The following is a 16,551-nucleotide window of genomic DNA, read 5'->3' as shown; positions in this document are numbered from 1 at the left end:
TGGGCGGTCAAGCAAAACCTCCGGGGTGTGGTCGATGTGTGTGGGATGCAGAAGGAAGACGCGGGCTGCGGCCGGATGTTTAGTCGGCGGTGCTTGCACAGCGCTCCCGCTCGAACTCGGGCGAGAGCGGACACGCGCCGCAATAGCCCAGCCGTGGCACGAGGTAGTAGAGGCAGCACTGGCGGTGCAGCGTGACGGGCGGCGCGCTGCGGTCGGCCACGCGCACGCCGCGGCGCGCGGGCATGAACATCGGGTTGTCGCGCGCCTCGCCGCACGGTTGCGGCCAGGTCGGGCGGTGCAGCAGGTGCTCGAGGTCGGCGGCCACGGCGGGCGCCTGGCCGCTCATGCGCAGGCCTTCTTCCAGCACCGGCTCGAGGTAGCGCACGGCGTTGCCCCAGAGGATCTTGGGCGCCAGCCGCGTGAGCTGCGCCAGCCGCGCGAACAGGGGCGCCAGGTGCGTCCACAGCAGCACGTCGTAGCGCGCCGCCGTATCGGTGCCGGGGCGCGGCGTGCCGAGCTCGACGATGTGGAAGCACTCCGGGTCGCCGTCTGCGTCGTCGAGCGACACCCACACCTGTTCGGGCGTGACAGGAAAGCCGTGCTGCAGCAGGCTCGCGGCGGCGGCCACGGGCGGCAGCAGCGCGTGCAGATAGTTCATGCTCCAGGCGGACGCGACCGCGCGCAGGTCGCGCTCCGGCATGTTCAGCGTGCGCGCCTTCAGGCGCAGCAGCGCCAGCAGGCGCGGCGGGTCGGCCAGCAGGTCGGCCACGCGCACGGCGTTGGGCGGCGGGTGCGGGGCGCAGGCCAGCGTTTCGCCGTAGGGCGCCCACTCGCCCTGGAAGATCGGCGCGAGCAGCGGGATCACGGGGCGGGGCCGAAGGTGGCGTGAAGAAGAAGGCGCACAGGCATGCAGCAGAAGACGCGCCGGCGGGCCAGAAATTTAGTCCGCACGAGGCCCGTGCCTAAACAGCCGTGCCCCACGGAGCGTCTACTCACTCATCGACAGCAGTGCAGGCGTGCGAATCCCCATGAGCTTCCCGAGACACCGTCCCTCCGATCCGGCCTTCAGCATGGCCTGGCGGCTTTTTCGCGAGCTGCACGACGCACCGTCGCCCGAGCGCGCCGAGCAGCTCGTGGCCTGGCTCGGCCAGGACCCGGGCCACGTGCGCGCGCTTGACGAGGCCCTGACGCTGTGGGCGCTGGCGGGCGCCTCGGTGGTGGAGGCCGCGCGCGAGGCGGGGGCGCAGCCGCTGCTGCAATAGGCGCCGCGCCTTCCTGCTAAACAAGCAGGCGCGCCGAACGTCATTGCAGGGAGCCCGTCTCCCTTTGCAACGAACCGTCCGCCGCATGAACCTCACACCCGCCAGCGCCCCCGCGTCCGAACTCGTCCGGCTGTTGCGGCCCTACTTCCCGTGGATCGCGCTGTCGACCGTGACCGGCATCGGCGCGGGCATCGCGACCGTCGCGTTGCTGGCGACCATCAACCAGGTGCTGCATCGCCCCGGCGGCCTGGCCGGCGGGCTGCTGCTGACCTTCATCGGCCTGTGCGTGGTGGCGCTGGTCGGCCGCGCCACCTCCGACATGTCGAACAACGTGGTCGGCCAGCGGCTCGTGGCGCAAGTGCGCAAGAGCCTGGCGCTGAAGATCCTCGCGGCGCCGATCGATGCGCTCGAGCGTTACCGCATGCACCGCCTGATGCCCGTGCTCACGCAGGACGTCGACATGATCAGCGACGTGGCCTTCATGCTGGCCTCGACCATGATCGCGCTGGCCGTCTCCTTCGGTTGCCTGGGCTACCTGGCCTGGCTCTCGCCGCCGCTGTTCGGCCTGCTGCTGGCGGCGCTGCTCGTGGGCATCACCGTGCAGAGCCTGGCGCATGCGCGCGGCATCTCGGGCTTCTTCAAGGCGCGGGAGCAGGAAGAGGCGCTGCACAAGGCCTACCGCGGCATCAGCGAAGGTGCGAAAGAGCTGCGCATGCACCGCGCGCGCCGCGCCAAGGTGTACGAGCAGCAGGTGGCGCACACGGTGGAACGCATCCACGACATCAACCGCCGCGCCATCAACATCTTCGTGCTCGCCTCGTCCTTCGGCTCGGCGCTGTTCTTTCTGCTGATTGCACTCATCCTCGGCTGGGCCGCGTTCCGCGACACCGCGCCGGTCGTGCTCAGCGGCTTCGTGCTGGTGCTGCTGTTTTTGAAGGGGCCGCTCGACCAGGTGGTGGCGGCGCTGCCGCACCTGGGGCGCGCGAAGGTGGCCTTCGAGCGCATCGGTGACCTGTCGGCCCGCTTCGCCACGCCCGAGCCGCACCTGGACCTGCACGCGCCGCCCGCCACGCCGGTGCTGCACGACGCCATCGAGCTGCGCGGCGCGCGCTATGCGTTCCCGGCGGTGGAGGGCGCGGAGCCCTTCGTGCTCGGTCCGGTGGATTTGCGCATCGGCCGCCGCGAGATCGTCTTCGTCGTCGGCGACAACGGCTCGGGCAAGACCACGCTCATCAAGCTGCTGCTGGGCCTGTACGCGCCGGTGGATGGCGAGCTGCTGCTCGACGGCAAGGCCGTGACGCCGCAGACGCGCGACGACTACCGCCAGCTCTTCACCACCGTGTTCTCCGACTTCTACCTGTTCGAAGACCTCGTGGCCGGCGAAGAGGGCGGCCACCAGGCGCTGCCCGAGACCGCCTTGCCCTACCTGCAACGGCTGGAGATCGCGCACAAGGTGTCGGTGAAGAACGGCGCCTTCAGCACCACCGACCTGTCGACCGGCCAGCGCAAGCGGCTGGCGCTGGTGCATGCGTACCTCGAAGGCCGGCCGGTGCTGGTGTTCGACGAATGGGCGGCCGACCAGGACCCGGCCTTTCGCCATCTGTTCTACACCGAGCTGCTGCCCGAGCTGCGCGCCAAGGGGCACTCGCTGGTGGTCATCTCGCACGACGACCGCTACTTTCATGTGGCCGACCGGATCGTCCACATGAAGGCCGGGCGCATCGCGCAGGCCACCGAGGCGCCGGCGCCGAGCCTCGCGGCTTGACCCGTTCGCGAAGCGGGTGCTAGTGTGGGGTTCGCTTCGAACGAACCTTCACAACAGAAAGAACAGGCTTCCTCATGCACCTTCGCTCCACCCCGCGTTCATGGACGCGCGTCGCCTGCAATGGCGCCGTGCTGGCCAGTGCCTTGCTCGCCGTCAACGCCTTGGCCCAGAAGCCACACCAGGGCGTGCTCGACGCCGCCACGCAGCAAAAGGACGAAACGCTGCAGCTGTTGGAGCGCATGGTCAACATCGACTCCGGCTCGACCAACACCGAGGGGCTGGCCAAGGTGCGCGAGATGGTGGCGGACGAACTGCGCAAGCTCGACGCGCGCATCGAGAGCTTTCCCGCCGAGCCGCATCCGGGCACCAACCTGGTCGCGACGCTGACGGGGCAGGGCAAGAAGAAGATCCTCATCCTGGCCCACATCGACACCGTGTTCAAGGACGGCACGGCCGCGGGCAAGCCCTTCTACATCAAGGACGGCCGCGCCTATGGCCCCGGCGTGATGGACAACAAGGGCGGCGTCGTGGCCGGCCTGCAGGCGCTGAAGATCCTGCAGAAGATCGGTTTCAAGGACTACGGCCAGATCACCTTCCTGATCGACACCAACGAAGAGACGGGTTCGGTCGGCACCAGCGCGCTCATCGAGCGCGTGGCCAAGCAGCACGACGTGGCGCTGAACCTCGAGCCGGGTCGCCCGGCCGACGGCCTCGTGGTCGAGCGCAAGGGCTCGGCCACGGCACTCGTCGAGGTGAAGGGGCTCGCGTCGCACGCGGGCGTCGCGCCCGAGGCGGGCCGCAACGCCGCCATGGAAGTCGCGCACCAGGTGCTGCAACTGTCGAAGGTGGCCGACGCGGCGAAGAAGACCACGGTCAACTTCACGGTGCTCACGGCCAACGGCCCGACCAACGTGATCCCTGCCTCGGCCAGTGCCAAGGGCGACGTGCGCGCCGCCACGCCCGAGGAGCTCGACCGCGTCGAGAAGGACCTCACGCGCATTGCGCAGAACAAGCTGATCCCCGAGACCGAGGTGCGCGTGCGCCTCGTGCGCGGCCTGCCGCCGATGCCGCGCTCGCCCGCTTCGGACAAGCTGGTGCGCATGGCCGAGGGCATCTACGGCGAGATCGGCAAGAAGCTCACCATCGAGAGCAGCGGCGGCGCCGCCGACGCCAGCCTCGTGGCCGGTGTCGGCGTGCCGGTGCTCGACGGCTTCGGCATCGTGGGCGGCGGCATCCACACGCCGGAGGAGTACGCCGAGGTCGAGAGCGTGGTGCCGCGGCTTTATCTGCTGTCGCGGATGCTCATGGACTTGAGCGCGAACTGATTTCGGTTCCCGGGGACGCTGGCGTGGAGTGCCAGCGTCAGGTTTTCTCGAGCTCCAACTTCAGATCGCTCGCCTTGAAGGTTTGCGGTGAGTAGCGCTTGCCGGAGAGCCGCGACAGTGCATCGACGAGCACCTGTATTTGCGATTCATCGAAGTCCGCCTTGTCGCGCTGCTGGGGGTCGCGCAATTGAGTCGAGGATGTTTCGATCTTGGTTGCAACCGCGGCGAGCGCACTGACGGTTACCGCATCCAGGGCCTTCTTTTCACTCTTGGTGCCGTCGGGCCATTTCACGCTCTGTGCGAAATCGATCAACTTCTTCGCGTCTCGATAGCGCTGGTTCTTGTTGACGCTGGCTTTCAGCGCATCGATGACCGCGACGCGCTCGGCGGTGGAGGCCTGGGCCTCGGAAGAGAGTTTGGCGGTAAAGGCAGCGAAGGTGTTGGCGGGGTCGAGCGTGGCCTCCTCCTTGGCGCGATTGATCTGCACCGTGAGGTAGGTGCGATTCTTCAGCACTGAATTGCATGTCGCGTCTTCGTAGATTCGCCCATTTTTCTGGTTGAACCACCAGCGTGTCCAGGGATGCGTAGAACTGCTCCCAGAGCCACCCGAGTCCGCGAATGGCATGCGCACGAACGCGTAGTTGCCGTATTCCAGCCGACCGGAATGCAGTGAATTGATCTGCTCCGCGCCCGGGAGCAACGAGGCGTGGTACTTGAACTCGATGTCGCTCTTGTTGGCTTTGAGCAAGCCGCCGCCGATCGTGTCGAGCACCTTCAGCACTGGCGATGCCGGCGGATAGGCCACGGCGCCCAGGCTGGCCGCTGCGGTGAGCAGGCCCGAGATCTCCGTGTTCTCCTTGATGTCGAGCTCCATGATGTAGAACTCTAGGAGCAGGGGCTTGCCGTGGTATTCGATAGGCCCGTAGATGGGCAACTGGCTGAAATTCAGGTACTGCCCAGGCGCGACGCCTTCCGAGTAGTAGATGAGGCGGCCACGATCCCTTCCGGCAACACTGAAATCGAAATCGGTCTGGGCGTCTTGCTCTGCGATGCGCGCAACGATGGCGATCTCGCCGCGCTTCTTGAAGCCGAGCAGACTGGCACCGCGCTCGACGAACTCGTTGATGAAAACCTGGCTCAGATGAACCGTGATCACGTCGCCCTTTTGTATGGCGGGGTGCTGGTTCTGTGTGACCGCACTACATCTCTCGCCAGTGGCCCGAATGTCATAGGCCTGAGCATCTGTGTCTGCGGAGAAATCGTTGCCGCACACCGATTGGTATTTCCTGACGAACGGGACGCAGGAATTGGCGATGCTCCAGTGCGCCTTCGCGTAGTCGTTGACGCCTTGGTCGTCGGCGGCGTTCGCAAAAGTGCAGGCCTGCACCAGCACGACGGCCGCTGCGCGCAGGATGCTTGCATTCTTCATGGCTTCCTCCTTGTGGTTCCACGTGGATGTCGAATCCGGTTTCGTGCGTGGAGGAGGGGAAGCGTGCGCCGTATCGCCGCAAGTGTGCGATCGCGTAATTTTTGTCAGCCCCCGCAACAACGCAGAGGGACTGTTCCAGTCGCCGGAAGGGTCAGGAATCCCACAAACGAGGGAGTCGCTCAAGCAACGGGTTCGGTACGGCCGTCGCCGATGCAGGCGACGGCTCCGGCTGAGGGCCGATCGAGAGGGCCTCAGCCCCGCTTCGGAATGCCCAGGCCCTTCACCACGGCGGGCCGCGCCACGAAGGCCTCGAGCACGCGCGCGACGTTCTTGAACTCGCTGAAGCCCACGAGGTCGCTGGCCTCGTAGAAGCCGATCAGGTTGCGCACCCACGGGAAGGTGGCGATGTCGGCGATGGCGTAGCTGTCGCCCATGATCCATGCGCGGTCGGCGAGGTGCTTGTCGAGCACGCCGAGCAGGCGCTTCGACTCGGCCACGTAGCGGTCGCGCGGGCGCTTGTCTTCGTAGTCCTTGCCGGCGAACTTGTTGAAGAAACCGAGCTGGCCGAACATCGGGCCGATGCCGCCCATCTGGAACATCACCCACTGGATGGTCTCGTAGCGGGCCGCCGCATCCTTTGGAATGAACTGGCCGGTCTTTTCTGCGATGTACAGCAGGATGGCGCCCGATTCGAACAGCGCCAGCGGCTGGCCGCCCGGGCCGTTGGGGTCGAGGATGGCGGGGATCTTGTTGTTCGGGTTGAGCGACAAAAATTCCGGCGACATCTGGTCCTGGGTCTCGAAGCTCACGAGGTGCGGCTCGTAGGGCAGGCCGGTTTCCTCCAGCAGGATCGACACCTTCACGCCGTTGGGCGTGGGCAGCGAGTACAGCTGCAGGCGCTCGGGGTGCTGCGCGGGCCATTTCCTCGTGATGGGGAAGTGCGAGAGATCGGTCATGGGGAAAGTCCTTGGAATAGGGGCGACAACGGCGAGCGCCGGATTCTGCACGGCTCAGGCGGGCGGTGTGCGCGCATGGCCTTGAAGGCGCGGCAGCACCTCGCGGCCGAGCTCGTCGACCACGTCCTGCGCGGGCCGCCGGCTGCTGCGCGCGAGGTTCAGCAGCACGTGGGCGACGCCGGCGTCTTCCATGCGGTCGAGGTAGTCGATGAGCGCATGGCGTCCGGCGCGCAGGCCGAGTTCGATGGGCTCGGCGGGCGCGTCGGCATCGTCCAGCAGGTCGAGCTGCAACGACTGAACGAAGGGCTTGGCCTCGCCGCCCGCGCGTTCGCGCAGCGCGGTCTGCCACAGGCCGATGCGGCCCTGCTGGCGCGCTTCGTCGCGGTGGTAGGTGGCCCAGCCGTCGGCGTGGGCGGCGGTCCATTGCAGCGACTGGCGCGCCGAGCCCACCACCAGCATGCCGATGCGCGCGGCGGGTGGCGCCATGAGGTCGTGGCCGCCGGTGGCTTCGTGCAGTGCGGCGCGGTCGCTCGCATCGGGCGAGAGCGCCGAGCGCACGAGGTTCCAGCGTTCGCGGAAGACGTCGCCGCGCAGCGCGATGTCCTGCTGGAAGATGGCGAACTCGGCCTCGCGGTCGCCCGAGCCCAGCCCGAGGATGAAGCGGTCGTTCGACAGGCGGTTGAGCGAGAGCGCGGCCTTGGCCACGTGCAGCGGATGGCGCAGCGGCAGCACCGCGGCGGCGGTGCCAAGCGCGATGCGCTGCGTGGCGGCGGCCAGTGCGGTGAGCCAGATGAAGGGCTCGTCGAGCACCGCGGTCTCTTCGCCCTGCGGCACCATCACGGGCACGTCGCGCGTCCACAGCGCGGCAAAGCCGAGCGTGTCGGCCAGGCGGGCCAGATGCAGTTCGATCGCGGGGTCGGCCATCGCGCCGTGCGGGCGCGCCAGCGGCGTCATCAGGCCCAGGGTGAGGCGCCCGGCGAGCAGCGTCTGCCGGTAGGCGGTGTTGAACGGCGCCATGGCGGCGTCAGGCGCGCCGCTTGCGGGAGGCCGGCGCGACGGGCGCAGCGAACAGCCGCTCGATCGACTGCCGCACGTCGGCCTGCATGTCGGCGATGGCCTTGGTGTCGCCCGAGAGGTGCTTGAGCAGCGCCTGCAGGAACAGCCCGTCGAAGAGGGCGTAGCAGGCCGAGGGCGGCAGGCCCGGCGCCTGGCCGGAGAGTTCGGCGAAGCGGCTCATGATGCGCCAGATCATGTCTTCGAGGCTCTTGTCGATCTGCACCACGTCGTCGTGGAAGGCCGCTTCGAACAGCGCCTGCGAGCGCAGGTCGTACCAGAGCCGGTGCACGTGGCCTTCGCCAAGCAGCGTGTCGCCCAGGCTCTGCAGGAAGCCTTCCATGAGCTCGTCGTAGGTGGTGGCGGTGTCGACCGCGTGGTCGTAGCGCGTGACGCAGCGCGCCTTGTACTGCTTGACGCTGCAGACGATGAGGTCGACCTTGTCGCTGAAGTAGTAGTGCAGCACGCCGTGCGAGAACTCGGAGTTCTGCGCAATCTCGCGCAGGCTGGTGCGCGCGTAGCCGAGCGTGGCCAGCGTGGTGAGGGCGGCTTCGCCGAGCTCGGCGCGGCGCTGCTCGAACTTGTCGGCCGGTGCCTTCTGCACCCGCCCGGCGTGCTTCTTTACCCGTGAATGAGTGGTCATTTCTAGCCAGGCCGCAGAGTGCCGGCCGCTGTGTTTCCTGGTGATTGCAAACCATAGCACGCGGCGTGGGAAATCCCTCGTACGTGCATTCCAGAGGCATTTTACGAAATTTGGGCAGTTGTCAAAAAAATTCTTGACACTCGTCAAGTCGATTCCTAGCATGACCGCTCCATCTCATACACATATCCACAGGAGACAAGTGATGGCCAAGTTCGACTTGACGGGGCGCAAGGCCCTGGTGACAGGGGGTGCGCGCGGCATCGGCGCGGGCATCGCCCAGGCGTTGGCGCAGGCGGGTGCGTCGGTGATGATCGGCGACGTGCTCGCCGATCTGGGCCGCGAGACCGCGCAGCGGCTTTCCGCAGAGGGAGCGAAGGTGGGCTTCGTCCCGCTCGACGTCACGAAGGACGGCGACTGGGCGGCTGCCACCGAAGCCACGGTGAAGGCGCTGGGCGGCTTCGACATCCTGGTCAACAACGCCGGCATCGAGATCACCTCGCTGGTGGTCGACGTCGACGGCGACGACCTGCGTCGCATGCTCGATGTGAACGTGGCCGGCACGCTGCTGGGCATGAAGCACGCCTTTCGCGCCATGCGCCCCGGCGGCAGCGCGGGCGGCGGCGGGGCGGTGGTCAACATCGCCTCGGTCGCGGCCACCATCGCCTTTCCTGCCATCGCCGGCTACTCGGCGACCAAGTCGGCGGTCGACCGCGCCACGCGCGTGGCGGCCATGGAGTCCGGCAAGCTGGGCTATGGCGTGCGCGTCAACTGCATCTACCCCGGCCTCGTGCCCACCGACATGGGCATGAAGCTCGCCAACGACATCGTGGCCGCGGGGCTGGCGCCCAGCGTCGAGGCCGCCGTGGGCGACGTCATCGGCCAGACGCCGCTGGGCCGCCTCGGCGAGATCGGCGACATGGCCGACGTGGTGGTCTTCCTCTGCTCCGACGCCGCCCGGTTCATCACCGGCGCGGGCCTCGCGGTGGACGGCGGCATGGGCATGTGAGCGATCAACAAGGAGCAAGAAACATGAGCAGCAAGAAGAAACCCGTCATCGTCTACGGCGCCTCCGGCTACACCGGGCGCCTGGTCTGCGAGTACCTGCGCGAGTACCACATCCCCTTCATTGCCGCGGGCCGCAGCGCACAGAAGCTCGAAGCGGCGATGAAGTCGAACGTGCCCGGCATCGAGACCGCGGACTACGAAGTGGTCGAGGTCGCGCACACGGTCGAGGCGCTCACCGAGCTCTTCACCGGCGCTTCGGTCGTGCTCAACACGGTGGGACCGTTCGCCAAGTTCGGCCCCGAGGTGGTCGATGCCTGCCTGGCCGCCGGCTGCCACTACACCGACACCACCGGCGAGCAGGACTGGCTCATCACGCTCGACCAGAAATACGGCGCCAAGTTCGCGGCGGCCGGCCTGCTGCTGTCGCCCGGCCTGGCGCAGATGTACACCACCGGCGAAATCGCGGCGCAGCTGTGCCTGGAAACGCCCGGCCTGGACACGCTCGACATCGCCGTGTTCTGGGGCGGCAGCCCGACCATCGCGTCGACGCAGACCATCCTGGTGAACGCAGCCACGTCCAAGGCCTTCTACCTGGAGCAGAACCAGTACGTCGAATGGCAACCCGACGCGGGCCTGTACCACCTGTCGATTCCCGGCCAGCATGAAGCCGCACTGGCCTTGCCCTGGGGCGGCACCTCGCACCCGGTGTGGTTCAAGCGCGATCCGCGCGTGGCCAACGTGAAGGTGCTCGGCGGCGTTTTCAACAAGCCGCTGATGCTGGGCGTGCCGCAGATCGTGGCCGCCGCGCTCAAGGCCACCGAAGGCATGAACGACGAAGACCGCTATGCCGCGCTGGCACAGACGGCCGCGGGCGTGATGAACACCATGCCGCCGCGCGAGAACCCGCGCATCAACAAGTCGGTCGACTCGGTGCATGCCTCCGGTCCGCTGGGGCGCGCGCATTGCGTGATCTTCGGCAACTGCAACTACAAGCAGACCGGCCTGCTGCAAGCCTATGCCGCGGCCTCGCTGCTGCAGCAGGCGCCGCGGCGCGCCGGCTTTGCCTCGGGCTGCCAGGCCTTCGGGCACCGCGAACTGCTGGGGGCGCTGCGCAGCTTCGGGCTGGTGCAGGAACCCGTGCTCACGCGGATGGGCTGACGCGCATGCGCCTCGTCGACTACCTCGACAAAGGCGCCCAGCAGGGCGCCGATTCGCCGTGCCTCACCATGGGCGACGCCGACCTGAGCTACGGCCAGGTGCAACGCATCAGCTGGCGCGTGGCACGCGGCCTGCAGCGCGCGGGCATCCAGCCCGGGGACAAGGTGGCGGTGCTCTCGAGCAACGACGCCCTGGCCTTCGCCACGGTGTTCGGCATCTCGCGCGCCGGTGGCGTGTGGTGCCCGATCAACCCGCGCAACGAAGCCAGCGAGAACGCCTTCGTGCTCGACGCCTTCGATTGCGCCTGCCTCGTGTTCCACAGCAACTACGCGCCCATGGTCGAGCAGATGCGCACGCAGCTGCCGAAGCTGAAGGCGCTGGTGTGCCTCGACCAGCGGCAGGCCTTCGCGCCCGCCATGGACGAATGGCTCGACGGGCTGGACGATGCGCCGATCGACATCGCGCCGCCCGACGACGTGGCCATGATCGCCGGCACCGGCGGCACCACCGGCCAGCCCAAGGGCGTGATGCTCTCGGGCGGCAACCTGGAGGCCATGTCGGCGCTGACCCTCATGGGCTACCCGTTCGAGGGCCGGCCCGTGTACCTGGCGCTCGCGCCGCTCACGCATGCGGCCGGCGTGCTGTGCCTGCCGGTGATGGCGCTGGGCGGGCGCGTGGTCATCATGCCCAAGCCCGACCTGAGCGAGTTCCTTTCGCTCATCGAGCGCCGGCGCGTCACCCACACCTTCCTGCCGCCGACGCTGATCTACATGCTGCTGCAGCACCCGGAGCTGGCACAGACGAAGCGCGATTCGCTGCAGTGCTTCTGGTACGGCGCCGCGCCCATGTCGGCCGCGCGGCTCGAAGAAGCGCTCGACAAGATCGGCCCCGTCATGGCCCAGCTCTTCGGCCAGACCGAGGCGCCGATGATGGTCTCGATGATGCCGCCGCGCGATCACTTCAATGCCGATGGCTCCGTGGCGCGCCAGCGCCTGGCCTCGGCGGGGCGGCCCGGGCCGCTGGTGCAGGTCGGCATCATGAACGGCGAGGGCGCCTTGCTGCCCACGGGCGAGAGCGGCGAGATCGTGGTGCGCGGCTCGCTCGTGATGCGCGGCTACTACAAGGACCCGAAGGCCACGCAGGAGGCCTCGCGCCATGGCTGGCACCACACGGGCGACATCGGCTACCTCGACGGCGACGGCTTCCTGTACATCGTCGACCGTGCCAAGGACATGATCATCTCGGGCGGCTTCAACGTCTACTCCGCCGAGGTGGAGCAGGTGCTGATGCAGCACCCCGACGTGCAGGACAGCGCCGTCGTCGGCCTGCCCGACGAGAAGTGGGGCGAGCGCGTGGTGGCCGTGCTGCAGCTGCATGCGGGCCGCAGCGTCGATGTCGAGGCGATCAAGACTTTCGTCAAGTCGCGCATCGGCAGCGTGAAGGCGCCCAAGCAGGTCGAGGTGTGGGCCGACCTGCCGCGCTCCAAGGTCGGCAAGGTGCTCAAGAAGGAAGTGCGGGCGTCGCTGCTGCAGAAACTGCAGTCGCCCTGATGCGGGTTCAGTCGCGCTGGTAGTGCCCCTGGTGCGCCTGGCGCAGCTCGAACTTCTGGATCTTGCCCGTCGAGGTCATCGGCAGCGCGGGCACGAAGACGATGTCCTTGGGCACCTCGAAGCCGCCCAGGTGCTCCTTGCAGTGCGCCGTGAGCGTGGCTTCCGAGAACTCCGCCGGCGCATCGGGCCGGCGAGTGACGAAGGCCGTGATGGCCTCGCCCCAGCGCTCGTGCGGCAGGCCGACCACCGCCGCGTTGAGCACGGCCGGGTGGCGCAGCAGCACCTCCTCGACCTTGAGCGAGGGCACGTTCTCGCCGCCCGACTTGACCATGTCCTTGAGCCGATCGAGAAAGATCAGCTGCCCGTCGTCGTCCAGCTTGCCCAGGTCGCCCGAGTGGTGCCAGCCGAAGCGCTGCGCCTGCGCCGTGGCCTGCGGGTCCTTGTAGTAGCCGAGCATCACGTTCGGTCCGCGAAAGACGATCTCGCCGACCTGGTTCGGCGCCAGCAGCTCGCCCTCGTCGCCCATCACCGCGACCTCGTTCACCAGCGTGCCCACGCCCCAGTACGAGCCGAAGCGCTCGCGCTGCTGGTGCGTCTCGAAGATGGTGGCGCCGGGGTACATCTCGGTCTGCCCCGAGGCCAGCGCGAAGTTCGGGCACAGCGCGTCGAGCAGGCGCAGCAGCAGCGTGCGCGACATCGGCGCCATCGCATACACGCACAGCCGCAGGCTCGACAGGTCGCGCGACTCGCGCTGCGGGTGCGCCAGCAGCGCGCCGTACATCATCGGCAGGCCGACCGTCACCGTGATCCTGTGGCGCTCGATGGCGGCGAGCATCGCGCCGGGGTCGAAGCCGCGCAGGATGACGTTCGTGCCGCCCACCGCCAGTGCCGACATCAGCACCGTGTGCTGCCCGCAATGAAAGAGCGGCAGCACGTTGCTCCACACGTCGTGGTGCGCGGGGCCGCCGCCCCATTCGAGCATGTTGCTCTGGAGCACCGAGTGCACCGAGGCGTGCGAATGCATCACGCCCTTCTGGCGGCCGGTGGTGCCGCTGGTGTACATGATGAGGGCGAGCTGGTTGGTGTCGATGGCCACGTCGGGCAGCGTGGCGGGGCCCTGTGCGATGGCCTGCGCCACGGTGGGAACGCCGGGCGGCGGCGTGTCGCCGTCGAGCACGCACAGCAGCGGCGAGACGGCCGTTGTGTCGAGCAGCTGGCGCAGCTCGGGCTTGGCGTGCAGCGCGGTGTCGATCACGAGGTGCCGCACCTCGGCATGCTCGAGGATGTAGCCGATGGCATCGACCGCGAGCGCCGTGTTGATCGGCACCCACACGAGCCCGGCCTTCTGGATGCCCAGCAGCGCGACCACCATCTCGATCGAGTTGTTGCACAGCATGGCCACGCGCTCGCCGCTTGCGAGGCCCAGGCCCAGCAGGTGGTGCGCGAAGCGGTTCGATGCGGCGTCGAGCTCGCTGTAGCTCATGCGGTGCTCGCCTTCGATGAGCGCGGTGCGCGCACCGAAGCGCCGCGCGCTGCGGTGGATCACGTCGCCCAGCGCGATGCGGGCGATGCGTTGGAAGGAGGAGGGCGTGGGCTCGGTACGGGCGGCGGGCATGAGGGCGTGTCTCCGGTCGTTGGGGGTGTTCGATCGGAGCGCAGACTAAGACCGGCACCGCCTGCCGGTCTTGCGAAGAGTGGCTATGCGGCGCCGCCCGCCCGCGGGGGCCGCGTCAGAAGCGGGCCTTGAGGAAGGCCGAAGGCCCCTGCAGCCGCACCTTGAGGCGCGAATCGGCGAAGCCGCCCTCGCGCGTGAGGTCGATGTTGGTCACGCCATACGACAGCACCAGGCCCACGTTCTTCACCGGAAACCACTCCACGCCGGCTGCGGCGTTGTAGATGTTGCCGTGGAAGCGGCCGCTGCTTTTCCACACGCCGGAGGCGTCTGCGAACAGCCGAAGGTCGGGCGTGATCGCGTGGCGCACGCCGACCTCGAGCAGGGGTGCGATGGCGTTGTCGCTCGAGCGCTCGCTGACCGAGCGCACCTGTCCGTTCACGCCGACCAGCGCGCTGGCACCGAGCGTCGCGCGGTAGTAGGCCGCGCCGGCGCCCAGCCCGAAGACGGTGTTGCCCGAGCCGAGCCACCACTTGTAGGCGAGCTTGGCGAAGTCGAGCTGGGCCGAGAGGTTCGCGTTGCCGATGGCATTCAGCGAGCCGAAGCTGCCGAACGAGGTGTTGCCCGCCACCTGCCCTTCGTAGTCGCGCTTGTAGCGGTAGTAGTCGAAAGACAGGCCCTGGCTGTCGCCGATCAGCACGTCGGCCGAGATGCGCGGCATGGTCACGCGGCCCGGCTTGAGCTCGTTCGAGCGCAGCACGCCGTAGGGCGTTTCGACCGAGGCGCTGAACTTGGGATCGGCACTGAAGGCCCCCACCGAGAAGCTGAAACGGTCCAGCGCCGGCGAGGGATCGGCCGCGGCAAAGGGCGCGAAGCAAAGCAGGGAGAGGGCGCCGGTTCCGGCCAGGGCGCCGAATCTCGCGGTCCGGTCGAACGGACGCGAACGAAGCAACAGCATGAAAGAAATCCTTCGGGTGAAAGATGCCTCGGGCATGTGCATGGCGCGATGCCTCCGGGCTGAGGCTCCCTGAAACCGCATCACCTTAGTGACGTGGCACCGCGCTGCGCATGCGCCGTTGGCCGATGTGCCTGTAGGAAATTGCCGATCGCGCGCCGATGCATGCCGCGGCGCTACAGTCCGCCCATGCGCGAACACCTTTCCACCACCACCGGTCCCCAACGTCTTCTCTACGGGGCCGCGGCGGCCGTCGCGGTGGCGCTCGTGCCCTGGCCGATGGGCCTCACGGCGCGCGCGCTGGCCGGCTGGTGCGCAGGCGTGGCGGTGTACCAGGTGCTCAGCTGGTGGCTGGCCGAGACCTTCGACGCCCAGCGCACGCGCGAGCGTGCGCAGCAGCTGGACCAGCCCAATGTCGTGATCCTGGTCTCGATGCTGGTGGCGGTGGGCGTGAGCGTGGTGGCCATCGCGATGCTGCTGCAGCAGGTGCGCCAGCTCAGCGGCTGGGCGCGCGGCGCGCACGTGGCGCTGGGGCTGGTGGCGTTGGCGGGATCGTGGCTGATGATGCACACGATCTACGCCTTCCATTACGCGCACCGCTACTACATCGACCGCAAGGACAGCGCCTCCGACGGCGGGCTCGACTTTCCGGGCAAGGAGGCGCCCGACTACTTCGACTTCATGTACTACGCCTACGTGATCGGCATGACCTCGCAGGTGTCGGATGTGCAGGCCACCTCGCACGAGATGCGGCGCATCACGCTGGTCCACAGCGTGCTCGCCTTCGCCTTCAACATGCTCGTGCTGGCCCTGTCGGTGAACGTGGTGGCTGGCGTGGTCTGAAGAAAACTCAGCCCGCGGCCTTGCGCAGCGACGGCAGCTTGACGATGCCGGTCGACAGCGCCACGCCGCACACGATCACGAAGGCGCAGATCAGCATCCACTGCGTGATCTGCTCGCCCAGGAACACGGCGCCGTAGAACAGCGCGAACACCGGCACGAGGAAGGTCACGGTGAGGGCGCGGGCCGGGCCGGCGCGTTCGATGAGTCGGAAGAACAGGATGTAGGCCACGCCCGTGCAGGCGATGCCCAGGGCCAGCAGCGCCAGCCACGCACGCAGGCTGGGCATCTGCGCGGGCCAGAGCCAGATCGCGGGCAGCGCGAGGAACAGGCTGGCGCCGATCTGGCTGCCGGTGGCCGTGGTCAGCGCGGGCACGCCGGACAGGTGGCGCCGCGTGGCGCTGGCCGAGATGCCGTAGCAGAGGCACGCCGCCAGGCAGGCCAGCACGGCCCACAGCGCGGCGTGGTTGCTGGCGCCGGCATGCAGGCCGGCGCTGCGGCTGGCGAGCATCGCGACGCCCGCGAAACCGATCACCAGGCCGACGAGGCGCGAGCCGTTCGGCCGCTCGCGGAACCAGGCCCAGGCCACCAGCGCGCCGAACATCGGCGTGGTGGCGTTGAGCACCGCCGCCAGGCCGGTGTTGATGGTCAGCAGCGCAAAGCAGAACAGCGCGAAGGGCATGCCCGAGTTGAAGATGCCGACCGTGAGGCTGGCCTTCCAGTGCTTGGCGATCGACGGCCCCTGGCCGCGCAGCAGCGCAATCGGCAGCAGGAACAGCGCCGCGATGGCCACGCGCACGGTGGCCGTCGGCAGCGCGCCGAACTCCGCCGCGCCGATGCGCATGAACAGGAAAGAGGCGCCCCACAGCGCGCCCAGCAGCACGAGATCGACGAGCCACGCCTTCGGTGCGAGCGCGGCGGGGGCGGGCGAAGGCGAAGGAGCGACGGTGGTGTTGTTGTTCGTTGTGGTCATGCGTCTCTTTGGGGAATGGCGCGTT

15 protein-coding genes are annotated in these 16,551 nt (G+C 68.2%); 7 read left to right on the top strand and 8 right to left on the bottom strand.

Going from position 1 to position 16,551, the window contains the following annotated elements; translation table 11 throughout:
- Window positions 1–79 precede the first annotated feature (79 nt).
- Window positions 80–865 carry a siderophore-iron reductase FhuF gene (fhuF, locus tag FFI97_RS03810; protein ID WP_139702907.1) on the bottom strand — a complete coding sequence of 262 codons (786 nt, stop codon included), beginning with the start codon at window positions 863–865 and terminating at the stop codon, window positions 80–82.
- Window positions 866–1,028: 163 nt separating this feature from the next.
- Here fhuF and FFI97_RS03805 point away from each other — a divergent pair, with 163 nt between their 5' ends.
- The 3 genes from FFI97_RS03805 (at window position 1,029) to FFI97_RS03795 (ending at window position 4,352) form a co-directional block, all read left to right on the top strand.
- On the top strand, window positions 1,029–1,262 hold the full coding sequence (locus FFI97_RS03805; protein WP_062469860.1) for a hypothetical protein: 234 nt from the start codon (window positions 1,029–1,031) through the stop codon (window positions 1,260–1,262).
- An 85-nt stretch (window positions 1,263–1,347) separates the two neighbouring features.
- Window positions 1,348–3,027: a cyclic peptide export ABC transporter gene (locus FFI97_RS03800; RefSeq protein ID WP_139702906.1), complete on the top strand. Its 1,680-nt coding sequence runs from the start codon at window positions 1,348–1,350 to the stop codon at window positions 3,025–3,027.
- Between the two features lie 74 nt (window positions 3,028–3,101).
- Window positions 3,102–4,352, top strand: a complete 1,251-nt coding sequence (locus tag FFI97_RS03795) for a glutamate carboxypeptidase (protein WP_139702905.1) — start codon at window positions 3,102–3,104, stop codon at window positions 4,350–4,352.
- A gap of 37 nt (window positions 4,353–4,389) precedes the next feature.
- On the opposite strand, the gene FFI97_RS03790 is transcribed toward FFI97_RS03795, so the two are convergent.
- From FFI97_RS03790 to FFI97_RS03775, 4 genes are all read right to left on the bottom strand, one after another.
- Window positions 4,390–5,781 carry a hypothetical protein gene (locus FFI97_RS03790; protein WP_139702904.1) on the bottom strand — a complete coding sequence of 464 codons (1,392 nt, stop codon included), beginning with the start codon at window positions 5,779–5,781 and terminating at the stop codon, window positions 4,390–4,392.
- Between the two features lie 251 nt (window positions 5,782–6,032).
- Entirely contained in the window at window positions 6,033–6,737 is a 705-nt protein-coding gene (locus FFI97_RS03785) for a glutathione S-transferase N-terminal domain-containing protein (protein ID WP_139702903.1), read from the bottom strand.
- 54 nt (window positions 6,738–6,791) lie between these two features.
- Window positions 6,792–7,754 carry a TIGR03571 family LLM class oxidoreductase gene (locus FFI97_RS03780; protein WP_139702902.1) on the bottom strand — a complete coding sequence of 321 codons (963 nt, stop codon included), beginning with the start codon at window positions 7,752–7,754 and terminating at the stop codon, window positions 6,792–6,794.
- 7 nt (window positions 7,755–7,761) lie between these two features.
- Complete coding sequence (locus FFI97_RS03775) at window positions 7,762–8,433, bottom strand: TetR/AcrR family transcriptional regulator (RefSeq protein WP_139702901.1); 672 nt, start codon at window positions 8,431–8,433, stop codon at window positions 7,762–7,764.
- A 202-nt stretch (window positions 8,434–8,635) separates the two neighbouring features.
- Between FFI97_RS03775 and FFI97_RS03770 the strand changes: the two genes are divergently transcribed.
- Genes FFI97_RS03770 through FFI97_RS03760 form a run of 3 tightly spaced genes read left to right on the top strand, consistent with a single transcriptional unit; the run spans window position 8,636 to window position 12,146 of the window.
- A complete protein-coding gene (locus FFI97_RS03770; RefSeq protein WP_139702900.1) occupies window positions 8,636–9,439 on the top strand; it encodes an SDR family NAD(P)-dependent oxidoreductase in 804 nt (267 codons plus the stop codon).
- 23 nt (window positions 9,440–9,462) lie between these two features.
- Window positions 9,463–10,596, top strand: coding sequence for a DUF5938 domain-containing protein (locus FFI97_RS03765; protein ID WP_139702899.1), 1,134 nt, complete (start codon window positions 9,463–9,465; stop codon window positions 10,594–10,596).
- A 5-nt stretch (window positions 10,597–10,601) separates the two neighbouring features.
- Window positions 10,602–12,146, top strand: coding sequence for an acyl-CoA synthetase (locus tag FFI97_RS03760; RefSeq protein WP_139702898.1), 1,545 nt, complete (start codon window positions 10,602–10,604; stop codon window positions 12,144–12,146).
- Between the two features lie 7 nt (window positions 12,147–12,153).
- Here the strand turns inward: FFI97_RS03760 and FFI97_RS03755 are convergent, their stop codons facing one another.
- A complete protein-coding gene (locus FFI97_RS03755) occupies window positions 12,154–13,761 on the bottom strand; it encodes a class I adenylate-forming enzyme family protein (protein WP_139702897.1) in 1,608 nt (535 codons plus the stop codon).
- A gap of 115 nt (window positions 13,762–13,876) precedes the next feature.
- Window positions 13,877–14,716 (bottom strand): hypothetical protein, encoded by an 840-nt coding sequence (locus FFI97_RS03750; protein WP_139702896.1) that lies wholly within the window; start codon window positions 14,714–14,716, stop codon window positions 13,877–13,879.
- A gap of 186 nt (window positions 14,717–14,902) precedes the next feature.
- Between FFI97_RS03750 and FFI97_RS03745 the strand changes: the two genes are divergently transcribed.
- Complete coding sequence (locus FFI97_RS03745) at window positions 14,903–15,556, top strand: DUF1345 domain-containing protein (RefSeq protein WP_070062606.1); 654 nt, start codon at window positions 14,903–14,905, stop codon at window positions 15,554–15,556.
- Window positions 15,557–15,563: 7 nt separating this feature from the next.
- Here FFI97_RS03745 and FFI97_RS03740 read toward each other — a convergent pair whose 3' ends face one another.
- Window positions 15,564–16,526 (bottom strand): DMT family transporter, encoded by a 963-nt coding sequence (locus FFI97_RS03740; RefSeq protein WP_139702895.1) that lies wholly within the window; start codon window positions 16,524–16,526, stop codon window positions 15,564–15,566.
- Between the last annotated feature and the right edge of the window lie 25 nt (window positions 16,527–16,551).

The organism is Variovorax sp. KBS0712 (genome assembly GCF_006323185.2).
GTDB lineage: Bacteria > Pseudomonadota > Gammaproteobacteria > Burkholderiales > Burkholderiaceae_C > Variovorax > Variovorax boronicumulans.
Note: the sequence above shows the minus strand (reverse complement) of the source record. Positions and strands in the feature narration are given on the sequence as shown.